This window comes from Paraburkholderia sp. SECH4 (assembly GCF_030511745.1).
Classification (GTDB): Bacteria; Pseudomonadota; Gammaproteobacteria; order Burkholderiales; family Burkholderiaceae; genus Paraburkholderia; species Paraburkholderia madseniana.
This window is the reverse complement of sequence record NZ_JALOCP010000021.1, coordinates 86,928-103,371: the sequence shown is the minus strand read 5'-3', so window position 1 is coordinate 103,371 and position 16,444 is coordinate 86,928. Positions and strand designations below refer to the sequence as shown.

Sequence of the window (16,444 nt, the reverse complement as noted above, 5' to 3'; positions counted from 1 at the left end):
GCCTGCCACGACTTCCAGATTAGCCTCATCCGCTCGCATGCATATTGGACCTTAGTCCTATTGCAGGCAGCAGCATAAGTGGATTTGACCACTATGCCGCATGCAACGAACGATTCGAATCGCACAGTCCCGAAATCACGGCGCTTTCGGTTCGCGTGGCTCTGCTGTGCTCGATGTCCGCACTGTCGATTCACGCACAGGAGATGGAGCCGCGAGCCTATTCTGCTGTGCCGGTGGCTACCAATTTCGCGGTATCCGACTATGCACGTTCGAGCGGCGACGTATCGTTCGATCCATCGTTGCCAATCACCAATGTGCAGGCACATATCAACATCTTTTCGCTCGGCTATTCGCACAGTTTCGGGGTCGCGGGACGTACCGTGAGTACCGCGGTGTCGGTGCCCTATGCGAACGCGAATGCGAACGGCGACGTGAAGGGTGTTTTTCAGCAGCAATACCGCTCGGGTCTCGGCGACGTGCACTTCAAGATCGCGGCGAACCTGCTCGGCGACCCGGCGCTCTCTCCGGAAGAATTTGTGCGACGCGCACCCAGCACGATACGGTGTCACGCTGTCCGTGCCGCTGGCAGCGAAATGGTCCGCCAAACTCGCGTGGTCGCGTGGCCTGGTAACGCGTGTGGGCGGCAATTTCCAGACAATCTCGATCGCGCTTCAATACCACTGGTTCAATTGAGCCCTGTCTGGCAATGCAACTGTGTAGCGGATTCGCAAAAAACGCAGCGCCTGACTCCCACTACCTAATGCCTTTTACCTAGTGTTTTATGCCTAGTGTTTAATGCTTAATGCCCGAGAATATCGAGCGCCGCGCGCATCGGTGCGAAAGATATTTTTACTATTCCGCCGAGCGGCGTATTCATTTCCATGATCAGGAAGATTGCACCGGAAGTCGACAGTGCACACATCACGAGCGCCGTCATCGTCGTGCCGTTGCGAGGTGCAAACAGGCCAAACGTGCCAAAGAGGATCGCCAGCCACGACACCAGAACCACGAGCAACGGTATCGGAATCGAACCCGTTTGCTGAAGAAGCGCGAGCCATCGCGTAGCTAATACATCGTCGACGATTTGCAGCGCCCGCGCCTGCAATTGACGCTGCGTATCGGTGTGCGGCGAGAGTTCCTCCACTTGACGCTGAAATGCTTCTCCGCGGGCCACGGCTTCGGGGCTGCTCAATCTGGCCAGTTGAGCGGGATCGCCGGAAGACATCGCCGCAACCGAAGCCTCGGTTGTGCGTTTAAGCGCGCTGCGAATCTCCTGAGTCTCCGGACCATAGTGGGCCAGCACGCGATCAAGACGAACGATAGCGGCAGCGCTATGCAAAAGCTCCGTATTCATGGTGTCGAAAGAGCCTTTTGCCGACGAAATCAGCAGGCCCAGCACCAATGCGGCCATGGTTGCAACAAGACCGGTCGCCAGTTTGACCACACCGGTGGATTCATCGCTGAGGTGGTGCTGTGGCAGCACGCGGCGCAGATACGAACCAAGCAGCGCACTGCCGAAAACGCACGCGAATACGACTGCCGCATCGACGAGGTGGTTCACCCTGCGGTCCTCCGTCTCTGGTTGCGCACGTGGCGATTCGATATCTTGCGCTCCGCGCTGCAACGTGCAATTGGACCAAGGTCCAATTGTCTTTACGTGCGCGCAACACCACTATTTATTCCACTCGAAGCGTCCCGCAACCGGTATGGGCCGCACCATCACCGCCCTTCGAGGCCGCGAACAATCCGACGCGCCACGGACACAACAACTTCAGCAACAGGCCAAAGCGGTTCTGGTATTCCCCGATATTCTGAAGGTGGGGTTCATTGCCGGCGCGCAAGGCGGCAAGGGGGGTGATGTTCGCCCCCGACGGAACGGTAATGGGCTACTACACCGCGAGAGCAGTCTCCTGGGGATTGCAAGCTGGCGGACAAACCTTCTCTGAAGCCATGTTCCTGATGAGCGATTCAGCCATCAACTACCTCAACGCGAGCGACGGATGGTCGGTCGGCGTCGGCCCGAGCGTCGTGGTCGTGGACGCGGGAATGGGCAAATCGATGACCACCACGACCCTGAAATCCGACGTCTATGCGTTCATCTACGGTCAGCAATGATTGATGGCAGGTCTCGGCGTGCAAGGGCAAAAAATCAGCAAATACACGCCGTGATCCGGCGCGCGGCTCCCCTCGCGCAAGCTGAACGTTGCGCGTGAGGAGCCTTGTCTGGTATCGCGGTCCGATGAAAATCGCCCCATATGACTGGGCGATGCCGCCTTATTGTTTGATACCTTCAGCCTGGATGTGCAGCACCGTTTGCATCCTGAAGCCGTAAGTCTTGCCCATGTCAACGCCAAAGTCCGACCGGTCGAAACTCGCGGTCGAATCTGTGCCGCACACTTCGCGCTTGAGCAGCGGGTTCTGGAAGCACTTGAACGACTCGATCTTCAGATTCAGCGGCTTCGTCACACCGTGCAGGGTCAACTCGCCGATCACTTCGACCGGCACATCGCCCTTGAACGTCATCGACTTGCCCTTATAGACAGCGGTCGGGAATTGAGTGGCATCGAAGAATTTCGGGCTCTTCAACGCCGTATCCAGCGTATTGTTGCCGATATCCACTGACGTCATGTCAATAGTCGCTTCCAGCGTGCCGGTCCTGGCTTCGCGATCGATCTTCACTGTGCCGCTGCTCTTGTTGAACTTGCCGCGCCAGATCGAGACGCCACCGAAGTGATCGGCTTCAAAGCTGGGGTACGTGTGCGTGGGATCCAGTTGATACGTGGTCTCCGCTGCCTTCGCGCCGAACGATGTGCCTGCTGCCAGAGCGGCGATCGCTACGGTCAAAAGTTGCTTCTTCATTGTGATCCTCCTGGGGAGTCTGAGCGGTTTTGCTGCTTACTTTTTGGCTTCAACAATGTGAAACCTGATCGACACTTCGTCGGCGACGACCGACGTGTCTTTCCATTCGCCTGAGCCGATGTCGAACTGGCTACGCTTGATCGGCAAAGTGCCGTCGAAGGTTTGCGTCGCACCCTGCTGCGTGACGGTGACCGGCACCGTCACGTTTTCAGACTTACCCTTGATGGTCAGCTTGCCGCTGACCTTGAACTGGTTGCCGCCAGCCGGTGCAATGGTGCTCGAGACGAATGTGGCGTTGGGAAACTGCGCCGTGTCGAACCAGTCTTTGCCGCGCACCTGTTGGTTGTAGCTTTGGTCGCCGAGATCGTAGCTGGCGGTGTCGATGGTCAGTTGCGCGCTGCCCGCCGTCGGCTTGGCCGGATCGAAGACGAGCTGCGCAGTGAACTTTCTGAACGTCCCGTCGACAGGCACGTTCATCTGCTTCGAGGTGGCGGTTACTGTGCTTTTCGACGTATCGACCTGCGCATGCGCAACACCCAGAAAGGGCGACACGGCAGCCGTAGCGGCCAATATCAGTTGACGGAATCGGGGTTTCATATCTGTCTTGAGCCTCTTGCTACTTTGGAAAATGGATCATGCGGGCGAGCAAGCCGTCACGATCAACTGTGTGGATAAACGATGGCGAATAGCGTATTCAAAGAGAACATATTGTTATCCTCACGATGCAATCGAGCGGCCGCAGGACATTTAGAACAGGTGTCGAATACCCACCATCGCACCGGTTTGACTCACGCCTGGCAATGGCGTCGAAGCGGGCGGCACCACGCCACCGTCAATCGAGAACGCTGCGTTACGCTGGTTAAACACGTGCCCTGCCGTGACGTACACCGCAGTGCCCTTGGACAGGAAGTACATGGCGCGCGCGGCGATCACGGAGCCCCCCGCGGCATTGCTGTTCACGGTGATATGGCCGAACTGTGCGTCAAGCGAAATATATGGAACGGGCAAGTACGATCCACCGACCCACCAATAGTTGCTGGTCGCGTTGAAGACTTTCGGCGTCTGTGCTCCGTGATTGATCCGGTGTTGGAATCCCGCTCCAAAAGTCGAATTGCCAAACTTCACGTAGCCGTCGATGACGGCGCGTGTATCGGTTTGCGAGCTAAGTGGCAAGGGCGAGCCAGTGCCGCCCCCACCGTAGTTGCGATCGATGGCCGCTGCCGCACCCCATTTCCCGGCGTCATATTTCACCATCGCGGACATTGATTTGCAGGCCCGCCAGTCAGTCGGCGATTGGCCGGCGCACCCTCCGGCCGGCACACTATCGGCCACGTCACGTCCCAGTGAATACATCGCGCTCACAGTCAGTCCCGACGACGTGAAGGTATAGGCGATCGAATTGTCAACGCGCGGCTGGGTCAAGTAGGGGTCAAGATCGGCGGCGGCAAAGATATTCGGCGCCAGCGTGTCGCCCGTTAATACCGCCCAGAAGATTTGCGAATATTGCCGCCCGAGGGTCAAGGTCCCCCACCGCCCCGCAAGCCCGACATAGGCCTGCCTGCCAAACAGACGTCCCCCTTGATTCAGCGTGCCCTGTCCGGGAGCAAACCCCGACTCCAATACAAAAACCGCACTCAGACCACCACCCAGATCCTCTTTGCCACGAAGGCCCCACAGCGATGGTAGCGAGGCTGTGAGAGACGGCACGTGCACTGAGCTGGATTTTTGAGCGCCGACGTTCGTCACATATTCGACGCCGGTATCGATGATCCCATATAGGGTGACCGAGCTCTGCGCATGCGATACTCCCGACGCACATGCCGCAAGCGACGGGAGCGTCCACCAAAGCAGCCGGTGCCATGAATGCCCACCTCTGGCCCGATTCAACCGTGCGCTCATTTTCTCGTCTCCAATGTTGTTGAAATCTCAAGACGACGGCACCCCTGCGCCGTCGCGCGTCGAGCCTGCAGCGTGGGGCTGACCGAATATTGATTTGATTCGATTCAGCCGGCTCGGTCAGCGGCTGCTGATCGAACCCATTGCGCGGTTTATGTCGCTATGTCCTGTCACTTTCGCGGCGAGATCATCGACGGCCTGCGGGAGCCGGTCGCCGCGCCACGCGACATGCATGTCGGGCCGGACAAGGACGAGGTCGCGCTCATAGACGGTGCGAAGCGCCGAATCCGCGAGCACGAGCACGTCGAGCGGCGCGCCGAGCGCTTCGAACGCGGCGAGAAGCGGGCCCGCATCATGCCCACCCGTGACGTCGATCAACGTGTAGCGCTCCGGCCGTAATCGGTCCTGGATGGCGCTTCCGTCGGTGAGCCACATATGGGGAAGCCGCGCGCCCGGCCACGTCGTGGGAAGATAGGCACGCAGATCGTGCTGCGGCCCTCCCGGTACATTGTCGATAATGGGCGAGTCCACATAGCGATAGCCCAGTTCCGCTCCGATCATCTCGTTCGACTTGCGCTGCTCCACGTTCGCCACAACGGCCAGGTGAGCACGAGCAGTCGACCCTGCGGGCGTATCGTCCCCGATCTCCGGGCGCACCTCGGCCAACCATGCGCGATATCCAAGCGACGCGTAGCGCGATGCGCCGACGACCCGCTCGCCAATCTGGCGCCGTTCAGCTTCATAGGAGGCCAGCAACCCCGGGCCGCCCCACCCTTGCAGCGTAGCGGCCAACTTCCAGGCAAGATCGGTAGCGTCGCCAACGCCGGTGTTCATGCCAAGACCGCCAGTAGGAATCACGAGGTGCACCGCATCGCCTGCGAGAAACACCCGTCCCTTTCCATAGCGTTCGGCCAGCAGCAGATTCTGCCGCCATTCCGCGCAATACAGCATCTCGTAGGGCAACGCATCGCCGATGATCCGCTCGAACATCCGCCGCATCTCGTCATCGCTCTCGACGGCGGAATGGACCGTCCAATGTCGTGTGGAATCCTGCATGATCATGAAAGTGGGAGGCCCGCCCGCCACCAGATAGTGCCGCCCCCGGCTCGGCCCGTTGCCCATCGGAAGCCGCTCGTAGAGTTGCTCGCAGTAGAACAGGCCCTGCCTCAATCGCGCAATGTCGCCCTCGCCCTCCAGACGGATGCCCAGTTGCTTGCGTACATGGCTCGCGCCACCGTCGCAGCCCACGAGGTAGGCGGCCTTCAAGGTTCTTCTCACACCGTCGGCGGCATTGACCGCGACCAGAACACCATCGTCCTGCTCGGTGAATTCCAGAAACGTCGTACTCCGCATCACCGTGACCGCCGGCAATTGCTCGGCCACCTCAAGAAGAAGCGGCTCCAGTGTGTACTGCGAGATGAGCTGATAGGGCTCGAGCGGAAGGCTGCCGTCGTGGCTCTCGTGCGTGAGCGCGCGAGCCTCCGCCACCGACGGATAGGGCAAGCGCAGAATCGGAGGCTCGGTCATGGAGCGGATGATCTGGATGTCCATGGGGACGTCTTCGGGCATGCCGGCAGCCCGGATGCAGTCCGCGAGATCAAGCCGCCGGAAGATCTCCATGGTGCGCGCGTTGCAACGCTCCATTTTCGGCAGAAACTGAGGCTCTGCCTTTTGCTCGACAAGCACACACGCTATGCCGCGCTTGCCAAGGTCGATCGCAAGTGTCAGTCCTACCGGGCCAGCGCCGACAATGATGACTTGAGTGTCCAAATCCGATCTCCGTTCGCGTAAATCGTCGCTACAATTGTTATTTTTATTAGTAATGCCAATGAAGTTATTGAAGGACGAACTCTGAACCTTTCATATCCAACCAGGCTCGATTGATCCGACTCCTCCCTCACGTCTGCCCTGGTTCAGCGTATGACGCGTTGCTCACTCAGAAAGGAAGCTGACTATCCGAATTCGCCCGGGTAACATTTATTTGATTTTTCAACTACATTTGAAGTGGAGTATAGTTGATTTTTCAAATATACGTACCCATGTAAACCCGCAACCCACCGATGACCATGAAGACACCCAAGCGACCACAAGAACTCGAGCAGGCGATTCCGTTCCTGTTGACACGTGCCGGAGGCCGGATGGGCAACGCATTCGCGAAGGCACTGAAACCGTTCGGCCTGAACCTCAGCGAGTGGCGGGTCTGTGCCTCGCTGCTGTACGTTCCGCACCAGACCTTGTCTGAATTGTCGGTGCACGCGACATCGGATATTTCCGCGCTGTCGAGGATCATTGACCGTCTTGAGAGCCAGGAGCTGGTCAAGCGCGAGAAGAGCACGACGGATGGACGATCAATCAGGATTGCCCTGACAAGCAAGGGAGACGAACTGGCGCTGCGCATCGTCCCGGTCGCGAAGCAACATGAGTCGGTGATACTGAGCGGTTTCACGGCAAACGACGTCCAGGTTCTTCGCACCATGCTGCTCAAGGTGTACGAAAACGCTGGCGCACTTGATGACCTTGTTTGACTTGACTCGACTCGTTCGCGGCTGGAGTGTCATTCTTCGTCCCGTCTTCTTGTCGGCACTCATCCCAAAAAGTAGTTATAATTGAGCGCGTAATCACTCTATATTTATGCAGGCATACGATGGCACGCCCTTTGAGTCCGGAAAAACGCGGCGCCCTGCTGCTGTCCGCAACGCAGACCGTTGCTGAACAGGGCGTGCTGGCCACCACGGCGGGCATCGCCCGGCGCGCCGGTGTGGCCGAAGGCACCTTGTTCACCTACTTCGAGAGCAAGGACGCCTTGTTCCAGGAACTGTACCTGCACCTGAAGCAGGATCTGGCGCGATCCGTGATGCCGGACTATCCGCACGAGGCGGGCTATCGCCAGCGCATGCAGCACGTCTTCGAGCGCTATGTGAATTGGGGGCTGGCCAATGCGGCTGGGCGGTTCGCCCTCTCGCGGCTTTCGGCTTCCGGCCACATACTCGACGACACACGAGCACAGGGAATGGGGCCGTTTCTGGCGGTGTCCCAGATGATGGAAGACGCCGTGCGCGATGGCGTACTGGTGGACGCCTCGATCGCATTTCTTTCGTCCATAATTGAGCACATCGCCGACACGACGATCGAGTACGTCGACAAGCACCCCGAGAGCGCCGAACGTCACCTGCAACTCGGCTTCCATGTCGCCTGGCGGGCAATCACGGTTTAAAAATTTTCGATCATTATTGAGCGCGTACGCGCTCATTATTTGTAAGGAGAACGGTATCATGGCAAATCAGAAGTGGTTCATTACCGGCGCGTCCGGCGGTCTCGGGCTCGCCCTCACGGAAAAAGTACTGGCCCAGGGGCATCCTGTGGTTGCAGCCGTGCGCCGTGTCGAAGCGATGCAGGCGTTGAAGCAGGCCTATCCGGATCTGCTCCAGGTGGAGTCGGTCGACCTCGCCGATCACGAACAGGTTCGGGCCGCCGCAGCGCGCCATTCCGATGTCGACGTGGTCGTCAACAACGCGGGCGGCGCCGTGATCGGCGCGATGGAGGAAATGAGCGAGGCCGATATCGAGCAGCAGATTGCGCTGAATCTGCTGGCACCTATCCACGTCACGCGCGCCTTCCTCGGCGCGTTGCGCGCCAGGAAACGCGGCACGTTCATCCATGTCACCAGCGTCGGCGGACGTGCGGCCTTCCCGGGAGGCGCGCTGTACCACGCCGCGAAGTTCGGTCTGGAAGGTTTTGCCGAAGCGGTGAGCCAGGAAATCGCCGAGTTCGGTATCAAGACCATCATCATCGAACCGGGCTCCATCAAGACCGGCTTCGTGGCCAATATCCGCTGGACCACAGAACTCGATGAATACAAGGACAGCGCGGTTGGGAAGCTGCGCCGCTGGATCGCGGAGAACGGCGACGCATACGCTTCGGGCGACCCCGTGAAAATGGCCGACGCCATCTATACGGTCAGCCAGATGCCGGAGCCGCCGCTGCGCACCGTCCTCGGCGGAGATGCCTATTCGGTGCTGGAAGCCGGCTACACCAGGAGTCTGGCCGCGCTGCAGGCGCAAAAGGACATTGCAGAGTCCGTGATGTTCGAGGGCAAGACCGGCTTCGTGCCCGAGTGAGCGGTGCCGCTACCCCTCTGACGAGGGGTGCGGCGTCTCGTCGAAGCTATGGCATTGCTGCCGTCTTTCATCAATGGATAGGCGTCAGCAGTGCGTAACTTGCGTCAAGCGCGGCGGTAGAGCTGCGACCTGGACCCCAGCCGAGTGCTTCGCGATAGCTGCCGAGGTGTACACCGTGCGGAAGACGTGCTTCGTCCACCTCGACGGCGGCATCGGCCTGCGGCGCGACGAACAGGGCATCCGCCGGACAGTACAGCTCGCACATGAAGCAGGTCTGACAGTCGTTCTGCCTCGCGATCCGCGGAATGCCGCCTTCCACCGCCTCGAACACGTTGGTGGGACATGCGCGCACGCAGATATTGCATCCCGTGCAGCGCGATTCGCTCAAAATTTCGATCATGCATGGGCCCCTTGATGTTCAGCCGGCACCAACCCCGTGTCCACCTCCTTCCTGCGGACCCATACGTCGTCGAGACCTCCGCTGATCAACCTGTGGCGCTGCCCGGCATCGATCGACTTATATTCCGCGCGTCGATGCATGCCGCGCGTCTCGGTACGTACCTGCGCGCTGCGATACATCCAGCGCGCGGTCGCCACCATCGCCGCCGCCTCTCGCGCACGCACGACCTCGTGCGCATCGCGTGCCGGCGAGCTTGCGCGCAAGCTCGCCCACAGTGCATCGAGGCGGCTGAGCGAATCATCCAGCAGGTCGCCGCTGCGCGTCCAGTTACGCTCATAGGGGAACACCTCGTCTTGCACGGCCTTCACGACACTCGCGCTGTCAAAGGACGTGTTGTGCGACGTGTCGCGCAAGCCGACATCGCCCGCGCAATAGAGTCTGCCGATGCCGATGCCGATGCCGGTCCCGGTGCGACGCTTCGCGAGCGCGTGGTCAGCCGCACCGGCACCCGCCCAGAAACCCGACGACATCGCCCATGCTGCGTTATGGCTGCCGCCTCCGGTGAACCCGCCGCAAATCATCTCGCGAGTCGCGGCGTCGCCTGACGCATAGAGACCTTCCACCGACGTCGAACAATCGCGGCCCGTGACATGCAGGCCACCGGTTCCGCGAACCGTCCCTTCCAACCTGAGCGTTACCGGGAAGTGCTGGGTGAAGGGATCGATTCCCAGCCGGTCGAAAGGCACGAAGAAGTTCGGTTGCGCCGTGCGCATCCACACGCGAACCTGTTCGTCGGCTCGATCGAGACACGCGAACACGCGGCGCATCTGCAGCTCGCGCGCAATGACGCTGCGCCCGAATGCCGAGCCCGCTCCCTCAAGCTTCACGCCCTGTTCGTCGTAGAACGTCGCCCACTTATAGAAGAGAGATTTGGTGACCGAAGCGAATGCCGGACCAAGACCATAGGCATTCGAGAACTCCATGCCGGACATCTCCGCGCCCACCTCGGCGGCCATCAAGTGGCCGTCGCCAGTCAGCACGTTGCAGCCGAGCGCGCGGCTCTGAAACGCGCAGCCGCCCGTTGCAATCACCACGGCCTTCGCGCGCACGACCCACGTTTCCCCGCTCTGGCGCTGCACGCCGCGCGCGCCGGCAACCGCGCCGCCCCCATCCACGAGTAGTTCGAGGGCCGGGCTGTGATCGAGGATGCATGCACCGCTCTCCTTCACGCGCTTGCGCATCAGCCGCATATAATCCGGCCCCTGCAGCGATGTGCGCTGCGCCTCGCCGTTTTCGTCGACGGGAAACGGATAGCCCCATTCCGCAAGTTGGTGGACGTTCACCTAGGTTTGCTCAAGGACGCGATCCATCCAGTCGTGTTCCGCAAGCTGGCCTCCCAGATCAAAACGGCTCTGTTTCGCCCGCTCGCGCGTATCGCTCAGCGGCGAGACATACCAGATCGCGGTGCCTGACGGCGCCGTCGCGCCCGACGTCCCGCAGAAGCCCTTGTCCGCGAGCACGACCGTCGCCCCTCTCGCTGCAGCGCTAATCGCGGCCCAGGTGCCGGCCGGACCGCCACCGATGACGAGCACATCGACATCATGACGCGTGGCTGCGGTTGCATCGTCCAGCGCGCCGCCGCTCACAATCGGTTGACTCATGTAAATCTTCTCCCATTAGGGCGAGATCCAAACGGCTCGCGTTCCAACGTCCCGCCGGCTGACGTCCGGCGGCTCACAAGAAAAAACGTCCTTAAAGCGGCCCTTCATCCATGCCGCGAAACGCGTTTATCGTTTATCGTTTATCGCCCGAGACATTTCATTCGCACAGCTCGCGTTTATCGATACTCGCCTCAAACACTCCGAACCGGACTGCCGCATGCAAGCTTCACCCCGAAACCTTTCCCCGGTCGACCGCGCTGAAGACATCTCCGCCAAAGCAGCGGCAAATCTGCCATTGCAGTCGAGCGGCCGCGACCTGTCACACAGGCAGCGGGAGATCATATGGACTGCGTTCCGTAACCATGAAGCCCTGCGCGCGTGGCCGGAAGCCGTCCTCGACGCCCTCGTCGAAGCTGGCTATCTGCGCACGTATGCAGATGGCGAGCTGATTTATCTCGCCAACGATCCTTGCACGGATGTCCACATCATTCTTTCCGGCATGCTCGAATGGGGATGGCCAAGCGCTCAGGGCATTCGAGCCGTCGAGACGTTCATCCCGCCGGGCGAGCTGGCCAATCTCACCGCCGTGATGACCGATCAGCGCTCCATTCATAACCAGCGGGCGCGCGGACTCACCCGGCTTTTTCACATTCCCGCAGATGCGTTGAACGCCGCACTCGAACGCGATCCAACGCTCAACGCAAGCCTGCTCCGGCTACTTGCCACGCGTGCACGCCACCTTCACGACTGCCTCGGCAATCTTGGTTTGATGTCGTTTCGCGCGCGCCTCGCCGGCCATTTACTCGCACTCGGCAAACGCTACGGCCACACTGATAACGATGGCGTGACGCTCGGCATCCGTCTGTCGCAGGAAGATCTGGCTGCGCTGCTCATGGCCTCACGCCAGCACGTCAACAAGGAGCTGCGCTGGTTCATAGACCGGCAACTCGTGCGCGTCCGGTACGGCCGAATCACCTTGGTAGATACCGCCGAACTCGAGTCCATTGTCAGGCAACCACCTGCCCATTCGATTGAACCGTTCGAGCCGCACCGCCCCGCTTGAGCAGCCGTACCAGATCGCTAACGGTACGACCTTTCGCGGTCGTATTCGAACGACGACGGGGTCATTATCCAGGTTGGCTGATTGGGCAATCTGTCGTTGACACGACAGTGCTTTGCTGTTTTTCTTTTATCTAAATCTGTCGCAACCCACTAACACTCAACGCAATCGATCCGATTTCTCGTCGAAGCGCGGCTAAGGAAAACAAGCATCAGACACGATGCCAATGCGGGCACCGCAGCCGCGACAAACAACGCGGTATTCGACCATTGCAGCCTGATCAGTTGTCCGGCCACGACAGGACCGATAATTGAGCCTGCCCGGCCGATTCCCAGACTCCAGCCGACCCCGGTGGCCCGCAGCGAGGTTGGATAGAGCGTCGCGGTCAACGCGTTGACCGCCGGCTGCCCACCGACGATGCAGATTCCGCTTATCAGCACGACGGCATAGCGCAACCCCGTTGATAGATCGGGAAGACCAACCGATGCCACCGAAAATGTCGCCACCAGAAAACTGAGCGCCAGGACACGATAGAAGCCGAAACGGTCCATCAACGGGCCCAGCAGCAGCGCACCCGCAGTACCGCCGATCTGCAACGAGGTGCCGATGAGTACAGCCGTCGACACCCCGTGGCCAACTCGCAAGGAAAGCATCGGAAGCCAGTTCGACAGGAAAAAGAGATCAAGCAGGTTCGCGAAGTTGATCCCCCATAGCAACAGCGTAGTCGTGCCGCGACCGTGGCGAAAGAGCTCGCCAACGGAGGCCTTCGCTTGCGGCTGCCCGCGAACGGCAAAGCGGGTCCCCGGTGCAAGCTGGACGTTCGGCGCGATTCGCCCAAGCCACTGAGCCACCCTTTCCAGGCTGCGCTGTTTGACCACCAGCAGTTGGAGCGATTCCGGCAGATACCTGGCCATCGGGACGGCAATGAGCAGCGGCAATACGCCCCCAACGAAGAACACCGATCTCCAGCCCATCGACGGCAGCAAGGCTGCGCAGAGAAGTCCTCCAGCAATTGCCCCACCCGTGAAGCCACACGAGACCCATGTCATCAGCGACGCCCGATATTTCTGCGGACTGTATTCGCTGACCAACGCGATAGCGTTACCCATCACGCCGCCGATACCGAAACCGGTCAGGAAACGAAGGACAAGAAATTCCGGCACACTCTGAACCAGGGTGGTACCGAGCATGCATAGCCCATAGAAAACAGTCGCGCCGATGAGCACCGGCCGACGCCCCGCGCGATCGGCCATGGCGCCGAGAACGATGGAGCCCGCGAGCATCCCCAGCAAACCGGCACCGAAGATGGGGCCGAGTTCGGCCGGGCTGATGCCCCACGCACGGACAATCGCAGGCGCGACAAAACCCATGGTCTGCACGTCGAACCCATCCATCACCACCGAGCAACCGATCATCACCATGATCCATTTCTGGAAGGTGCTCAGTGGCTGGCTATCGATCAACGCGCCAATGTCGACGATCGAAGCAGGCGCCTGTTCGACTCGCTGCGCAGTATCGGGGGTCACTATTCACCTCACTCCGTTTGCGCATCAAATCGTGCGCCAATGGGTCATTTCTGTCTTCTCGACGTTGCCGGGCGACGCGGATCCGTGCCCGTATGCGGCGAGCCCGGCACAACAGCTTTCTAGAACGGATAAGCCGGAAGTTCGTCGCGGCTCGTCACCCACTGCCATTCCGTGAACTGGTCGATGTTGGTCAGGGTGCTGTAGTTGTGCCCGTTGCCGGACAAACCCAGACCGCCCATCGGACCAAACACCTCGTGCATGACCGTCTGATCATTGATGTGGACGATGCCGGCGTGCAGTCGGTCCGCAATCCGCTGGGCGCGACGCAAATCCGAAGAAGCCACTGCCGCCACCAGGCCATACCGGTTCTGATTGGCGAGCATTACCGCTTCGTCATCGTTCTTGAACACGGTCACCGCGGCGACGGGACCAAAAATCTCTTCCTCGAACGCAGGCATCCCCGGCGCGACGTCCACCAAGACGGTCGGGTTAAAAAACAGCCCGGCGCGAGTCCCACCGGCGAGAAGCTTCGCGCCCTTGCTGACAGACTCCGCGACGATGCGATCGACGTTCGCGGCCTGCCGTTCATTGATGATGGGGCCGAGATGGACATTGCCCTTGAAAGGGTCGCCAACCGATAGAGCCTTAGTTCGCCTGACGAGGCTTTCAATGTAGGCGTCAGCAATGCGTTCATGAACGAGATGCCGGCCCGCGGACATGCAGACTTGCCCCTGATGCAAAAACGATCCCCACGCTCCTGCGCTCGCCGCAGCTTCGACATCGACGTCGTCAAGCACGATGTAGGGATTCTTGCCGCCGAGTTCGAGGCTCGCTCGCTTGAGCAAACCGCCTGCTACGGCGCCGATCGCCTGCCCAACCCGCGTGGATCCCGTGAAGCTGATCATGTTGACAAGCGGATCCCGGACCAGCGCGTCACCGGTTTCCGCCGCACCGGGGAGGACATGGAACAGCCCCTCGGGCAGCCCCGCCGCCTCGAAGAGCCGCGCATACAGGACACCGCCGCTGACCGGCGATTGCGGGTCGGGCTTGAGCAGCACTGCATTGCCGGTGGCCAACGCAGGAGCGATGGCGCGCGCCGCCAGAATGAACGGGGAATTCCATGGAGTAATGACGCCGACCACGCCCATTGGAATTCTGCGCGCTACGCTACGCCGCTCCTTCACGTCGCTTGTCGTGATCATCCCGGTTGGCTGGCTGCCCAATGCTGCAGCCTCGAGAATCTCGCGTATCGCCAACGTCACCTCCAGTTGCCCCTTGGGCCGTATCGACCCGGTCTCGCGGACAATCTGAACGGCGATCTCCTCTTTGTGCACCTCCAGCAAACGGGCGACCTCGCGCAACACATCCCCTCGCTGAGGCCCCGGCGTCGCGGCCCAGGCGCGTTGCGCATCGGTCGCGATCGCGGCGGCCGCGGACACATCGGCAGCCGATGCGCAGCCAATCGATCCCATTTCCGCGCCGGTCGCCTTCTCGGTCACCGGGATTGTCCCCGCGCCTCCGGTCTTCCATCCGCCGCTATAGATTTTGTTACGCCACACATCTGCTGGTGCCAATTCAGTCACGGACATTCGATTTCTCCTGTTCCTTGCATCATTCAAGACCGAACAAACGCAGTGCGTTTTCCCGTCCAATCTTCACGCGATCGGTTTCGCTGATCGAGCATGTGTCGAACCACTGGGACGCCTCGTCATGCGTTTCGAACGGATAGTCGACCGAATACATGATCCGGTCGCTGCCCATTTCCAGCATCGTGGACAGCAGCGTCTGGGTTCTGAAATTTCCGCTCGTCGTGACGTAGACGTTCTCCCTGAGGTATTCGCCCACGCTGCGCTTGCAGGGCAATCCTCGCGGCGCCTTTTGAAGAATGTGGTCGACACGCCAGACGTTGAACGGAATCCCTTCGCCGAGATGGCCAAGAATCATCTGCAACCCAGGATTGCGGTCGAAGAGACCGGACGTCATCAGCCTCAGTGCGTGAATGCTCGTTTCAACCGCGAACGCCCAGGTCGCCGCGGTCAGCCACGGAAAACCATCGTAGATCGGTTCGCGGGAAGGCAACGGATCGCGAGGATGCATATAGAAAGGCTTGCCGAGCGCCGCCGCACTCGCCCAGAAATCGGCGTACTGCGGGGCGTCGTAGTACACGACATTTTCCGCATCGCCCACCTGGGAAAAGCCGTTCACCATGAAGCCGTGGAATCCGAGATCCTTCACGCTCCGCTCGAGTTCACGTGCCGCCGCTTCGGGGTCCTGCATAGGCAACGCGGCAAATCCACCCAAACGGGATGGATGGCGGCCAACATGTTCTGCGAGGACATCATTGGCCCGTCGCGCAACATCGATCGCCTGCTTGATGTCCGGGATACCCTGGATGCCGGGCGAGTTGAGCGACAAGATTGAATACTCAGTTCCGCCCTGCTCCATCCGCTCGAGTCTCTGCTGCTCGATGTCCATCAGATTGGACTTCAGCATTTCCCAAACGGCGGCAGGCGCATAAATTTTCGACTGCTCGATAGTGAGGTCTATCGCAAAGTGTTCTTCAAGTGCAATCTTGTTTCTCATTGATCGGCTCCAATTCAAGGCATCGCAACCTCATCTGCAAAGGGAAGATGAGGCGCATCACACGGGTTTGTCCCAGAAGCTAATTTATTTGATTTTTCAAATATGTTGAGACCGAGTGTACTTGATTTTTCAAGTATGTGTGCACCGCGTAAACCCTGAATCGACTGACTGGCACCCGCACGCAACCCAACGGTCGAGCCGCTGACCAAAGTGGGCCGCTACGAAGCCTAAGGAAGGGGGAGGACGATCATGCAGGCTGATGTAATGACGCGAATGTTCGAGTCACTCAGGCTGCACGGTATGGCACGGGCGCCGAAAAAAAAGCGGTGCGACTCCGATAT

At 60.1% G+C, this 16,444-nt stretch carries 15 protein-coding genes and 1 pseudogene; 6 read left to right on the top strand and 10 right to left on the bottom strand.

All coding sequences use genetic code 11. The features are described 5' to 3' along the window. Positions 1 to 173 precede the first annotated feature (173 nt). Positions 174 to 761, top strand: coding sequence for a hypothetical protein (locus M0D67_RS25605; RefSeq protein ID WP_266240257.1), 588 nt, complete (start codon positions 174 to 176; stop codon positions 759 to 761). A gap of 38 nt (positions 762 to 799) precedes the next feature. Here M0D67_RS25605 and M0D67_RS25600 read toward each other — a convergent pair whose 3' ends face one another. After that, positions 800 to 1,561: a hypothetical protein gene (locus tag M0D67_RS25600; protein ID WP_266240256.1), complete on the bottom strand. Its 762-nt coding sequence runs from the start codon at positions 1,559 to 1,561 to the stop codon at positions 800 to 802. Between the two features lie 320 nt (positions 1,562 to 1,881). Here M0D67_RS25600 and M0D67_RS25595 point away from each other — a divergent pair, with 320 nt between their 5' ends. Beyond that, a complete protein-coding gene (locus M0D67_RS25595) occupies positions 1,882 to 2,115 on the top strand; it encodes a hypothetical protein (protein WP_266240255.1) in 234 nt (77 codons plus the stop codon). 159 nt (positions 2,116 to 2,274) lie between these two features. Here the strand turns inward: M0D67_RS25595 and M0D67_RS25590 are convergent, their stop codons facing one another. The 4 genes from M0D67_RS25590 to M0D67_RS25575 all read right to left on the bottom strand — a co-directional run bounded on the left by M0D67_RS25590 (position 2,275) and on the right by M0D67_RS25575 (position 6,525). Further along, positions 2,275 to 2,859: a YceI family protein gene (locus M0D67_RS25590; protein WP_266240254.1), complete on the bottom strand. Its 585-nt coding sequence runs from the start codon at positions 2,857 to 2,859 to the stop codon at positions 2,275 to 2,277. A gap of 36 nt (positions 2,860 to 2,895) precedes the next feature. After that, the gene (locus M0D67_RS25585) at positions 2,896 to 3,456 is read right to left on the bottom strand and encodes a YceI family protein (RefSeq protein ID WP_266240253.1); all 561 of its coding nucleotides are present in this window, start codon (positions 3,454 to 3,456) and stop codon (positions 2,896 to 2,898) included. A gap of 150 nt (positions 3,457 to 3,606) precedes the next feature. Then, positions 3,607 to 4,758, bottom strand: a complete 1,152-nt coding sequence (locus M0D67_RS25580; protein WP_266240252.1) for a porin — start codon at positions 4,756 to 4,758, stop codon at positions 3,607 to 3,609. Positions 4,759 to 4,875: 117 nt separating this feature from the next. Next, a complete protein-coding gene (locus tag M0D67_RS25575; RefSeq protein ID WP_266240251.1) occupies positions 4,876 to 6,525 on the bottom strand; it encodes an FAD-dependent monooxygenase in 1,650 nt (549 codons plus the stop codon). Positions 6,526 to 6,821: 296 nt separating this feature from the next. Here M0D67_RS25575 and M0D67_RS25570 point away from each other — a divergent pair, with 296 nt between their 5' ends. From M0D67_RS25570 to M0D67_RS25560, 3 genes are all read left to right on the top strand, one after another. After that, the gene (locus M0D67_RS25570) at positions 6,822 to 7,280 is read left to right on the top strand and encodes a MarR family winged helix-turn-helix transcriptional regulator (RefSeq protein ID WP_128576601.1); all 459 of its coding nucleotides are present in this window, start codon (positions 6,822 to 6,824) and stop codon (positions 7,278 to 7,280) included. A 119-nt stretch (positions 7,281 to 7,399) separates the two neighbouring features. Then, the gene (locus tag M0D67_RS25565) at positions 7,400 to 7,969 is read left to right on the top strand and encodes a TetR/AcrR family transcriptional regulator (protein WP_266240250.1); all 570 of its coding nucleotides are present in this window, start codon (positions 7,400 to 7,402) and stop codon (positions 7,967 to 7,969) included. Between the two features lie 58 nt (positions 7,970 to 8,027). Then, the gene (locus tag M0D67_RS25560) at positions 8,028 to 8,873 is read left to right on the top strand and encodes an SDR family NAD(P)-dependent oxidoreductase (protein WP_266240249.1); all 846 of its coding nucleotides are present in this window, start codon (positions 8,028 to 8,030) and stop codon (positions 8,871 to 8,873) included. Positions 8,874 to 8,943: 70 nt separating this feature from the next. On the opposite strand, the gene M0D67_RS25555 is transcribed toward M0D67_RS25560, so the two are convergent. Both M0D67_RS25555 and M0D67_RS25550 read right to left on the bottom strand, forming a co-directional pair. Further along, the gene (locus tag M0D67_RS25555; RefSeq protein WP_154564380.1) at positions 8,944 to 9,273 is read right to left on the bottom strand and encodes a ferredoxin family protein; all 330 of its coding nucleotides are present in this window, start codon (positions 9,271 to 9,273) and stop codon (positions 8,944 to 8,946) included. Further along, positions 9,270 to 10,934 (bottom strand): annotated as a pseudogene (locus M0D67_RS25550) (FAD-dependent oxidoreductase). Before M0D67_RS25550 ends, M0D67_RS25555 begins: the two are co-directional and overlap by 4 nt. Positions 10,935 to 11,151: 217 nt before the next feature. Here M0D67_RS25550 and M0D67_RS25545 point away from each other — a divergent pair. After that, positions 11,152 to 11,997 carry a Crp/Fnr family transcriptional regulator gene (locus M0D67_RS25545; RefSeq protein WP_154564384.1) on the top strand — a complete coding sequence of 282 codons (846 nt, stop codon included), beginning with the start codon at positions 11,152 to 11,154 and terminating at the stop codon, positions 11,995 to 11,997. 149 nt (positions 11,998 to 12,146) lie between these two features. On the opposite strand, the gene M0D67_RS25540 is transcribed toward M0D67_RS25545, so the two are convergent. The 3 genes from M0D67_RS25540 to M0D67_RS25530 all read right to left on the bottom strand — a co-directional run bounded on the left by M0D67_RS25540 (position 12,147) and on the right by M0D67_RS25530 (position 16,103). Beyond that, entirely contained in the window at positions 12,147 to 13,520 is a 1,374-nt protein-coding gene (locus tag M0D67_RS25540; RefSeq protein ID WP_266240248.1) for an MFS transporter, read from the bottom strand. A 119-nt stretch (positions 13,521 to 13,639) separates the two neighbouring features. After that, positions 13,640 to 15,172 (bottom strand): aldehyde dehydrogenase family protein, encoded by a 1,533-nt coding sequence (locus tag M0D67_RS25535; protein WP_308112598.1) that lies wholly within the window; start codon positions 15,170 to 15,172, stop codon positions 13,640 to 13,642. Further along, positions 15,132 to 16,103, bottom strand: coding sequence for an amidohydrolase family protein (locus M0D67_RS25530; protein ID WP_266240247.1), 972 nt, complete (start codon positions 16,101 to 16,103; stop codon positions 15,132 to 15,134). Before M0D67_RS25530 ends, M0D67_RS25535 begins: the two co-directional genes overlap by 41 nt. Between the last annotated feature and the right edge of the window lie 341 nt (positions 16,104 to 16,444).

Excerpts from the sequence above, each read along its gene's own strand:
- M0D67_RS25605 (WP_266240257.1), top strand. The coding sequence starts at position 174 with ATGTCCGCACTGTCGATTCACGCACAGGAGATGGAGCCGCGAGCCTAT.
- M0D67_RS25595 (WP_266240255.1), top strand. The coding sequence starts at position 1,882 with ATGGGCTACTACACCGCGAGAGCAGTCTCCTGGGGATTGCAAGCTGGC.
- M0D67_RS25590 (WP_266240254.1), bottom strand. The coding sequence starts at position 2,859 with ATGAAGAAGCAACTTTTGACCGTAGCGATCGCCGCTCTGGCAGCAGGC.
- M0D67_RS25585 (WP_266240253.1), bottom strand. The coding sequence starts at position 3,456 with ATGAAACCCCGATTCCGTCAACTGATATTGGCCGCTACGGCTGCCGTG.
- M0D67_RS25580 (WP_266240252.1), bottom strand. The coding sequence starts at position 4,758 with ATGAGCGCACGGTTGAATCGGGCCAGAGGTGGGCATTCATGGCACCGG.
- M0D67_RS25570 (WP_128576601.1), top strand. The coding sequence starts at position 6,822 with ATGAAGACACCCAAGCGACCACAAGAACTCGAGCAGGCGATTCCGTTC.
- M0D67_RS25565 (WP_266240250.1), top strand. The coding sequence starts at position 7,400 with ATGGCACGCCCTTTGAGTCCGGAAAAACGCGGCGCCCTGCTGCTGTCC.
- M0D67_RS25560 (WP_266240249.1), top strand. The coding sequence starts at position 8,028 with ATGGCAAATCAGAAGTGGTTCATTACCGGCGCGTCCGGCGGTCTCGGG.
- M0D67_RS25555 (WP_154564380.1), bottom strand. The coding sequence starts at position 9,273 with ATGATCGAAATTTTGAGCGAATCGCGCTGCACGGGATGCAATATCTGC.
- M0D67_RS25545 (WP_154564384.1), top strand. The coding sequence starts at position 11,152 with ATGCAAGCTTCACCCCGAAACCTTTCCCCGGTCGACCGCGCTGAAGAC.
- M0D67_RS25530 (WP_266240247.1), bottom strand. The coding sequence starts at position 16,103 with ATGAGAAACAAGATTGCACTTGAAGAACACTTTGCGATAGACCTCACT.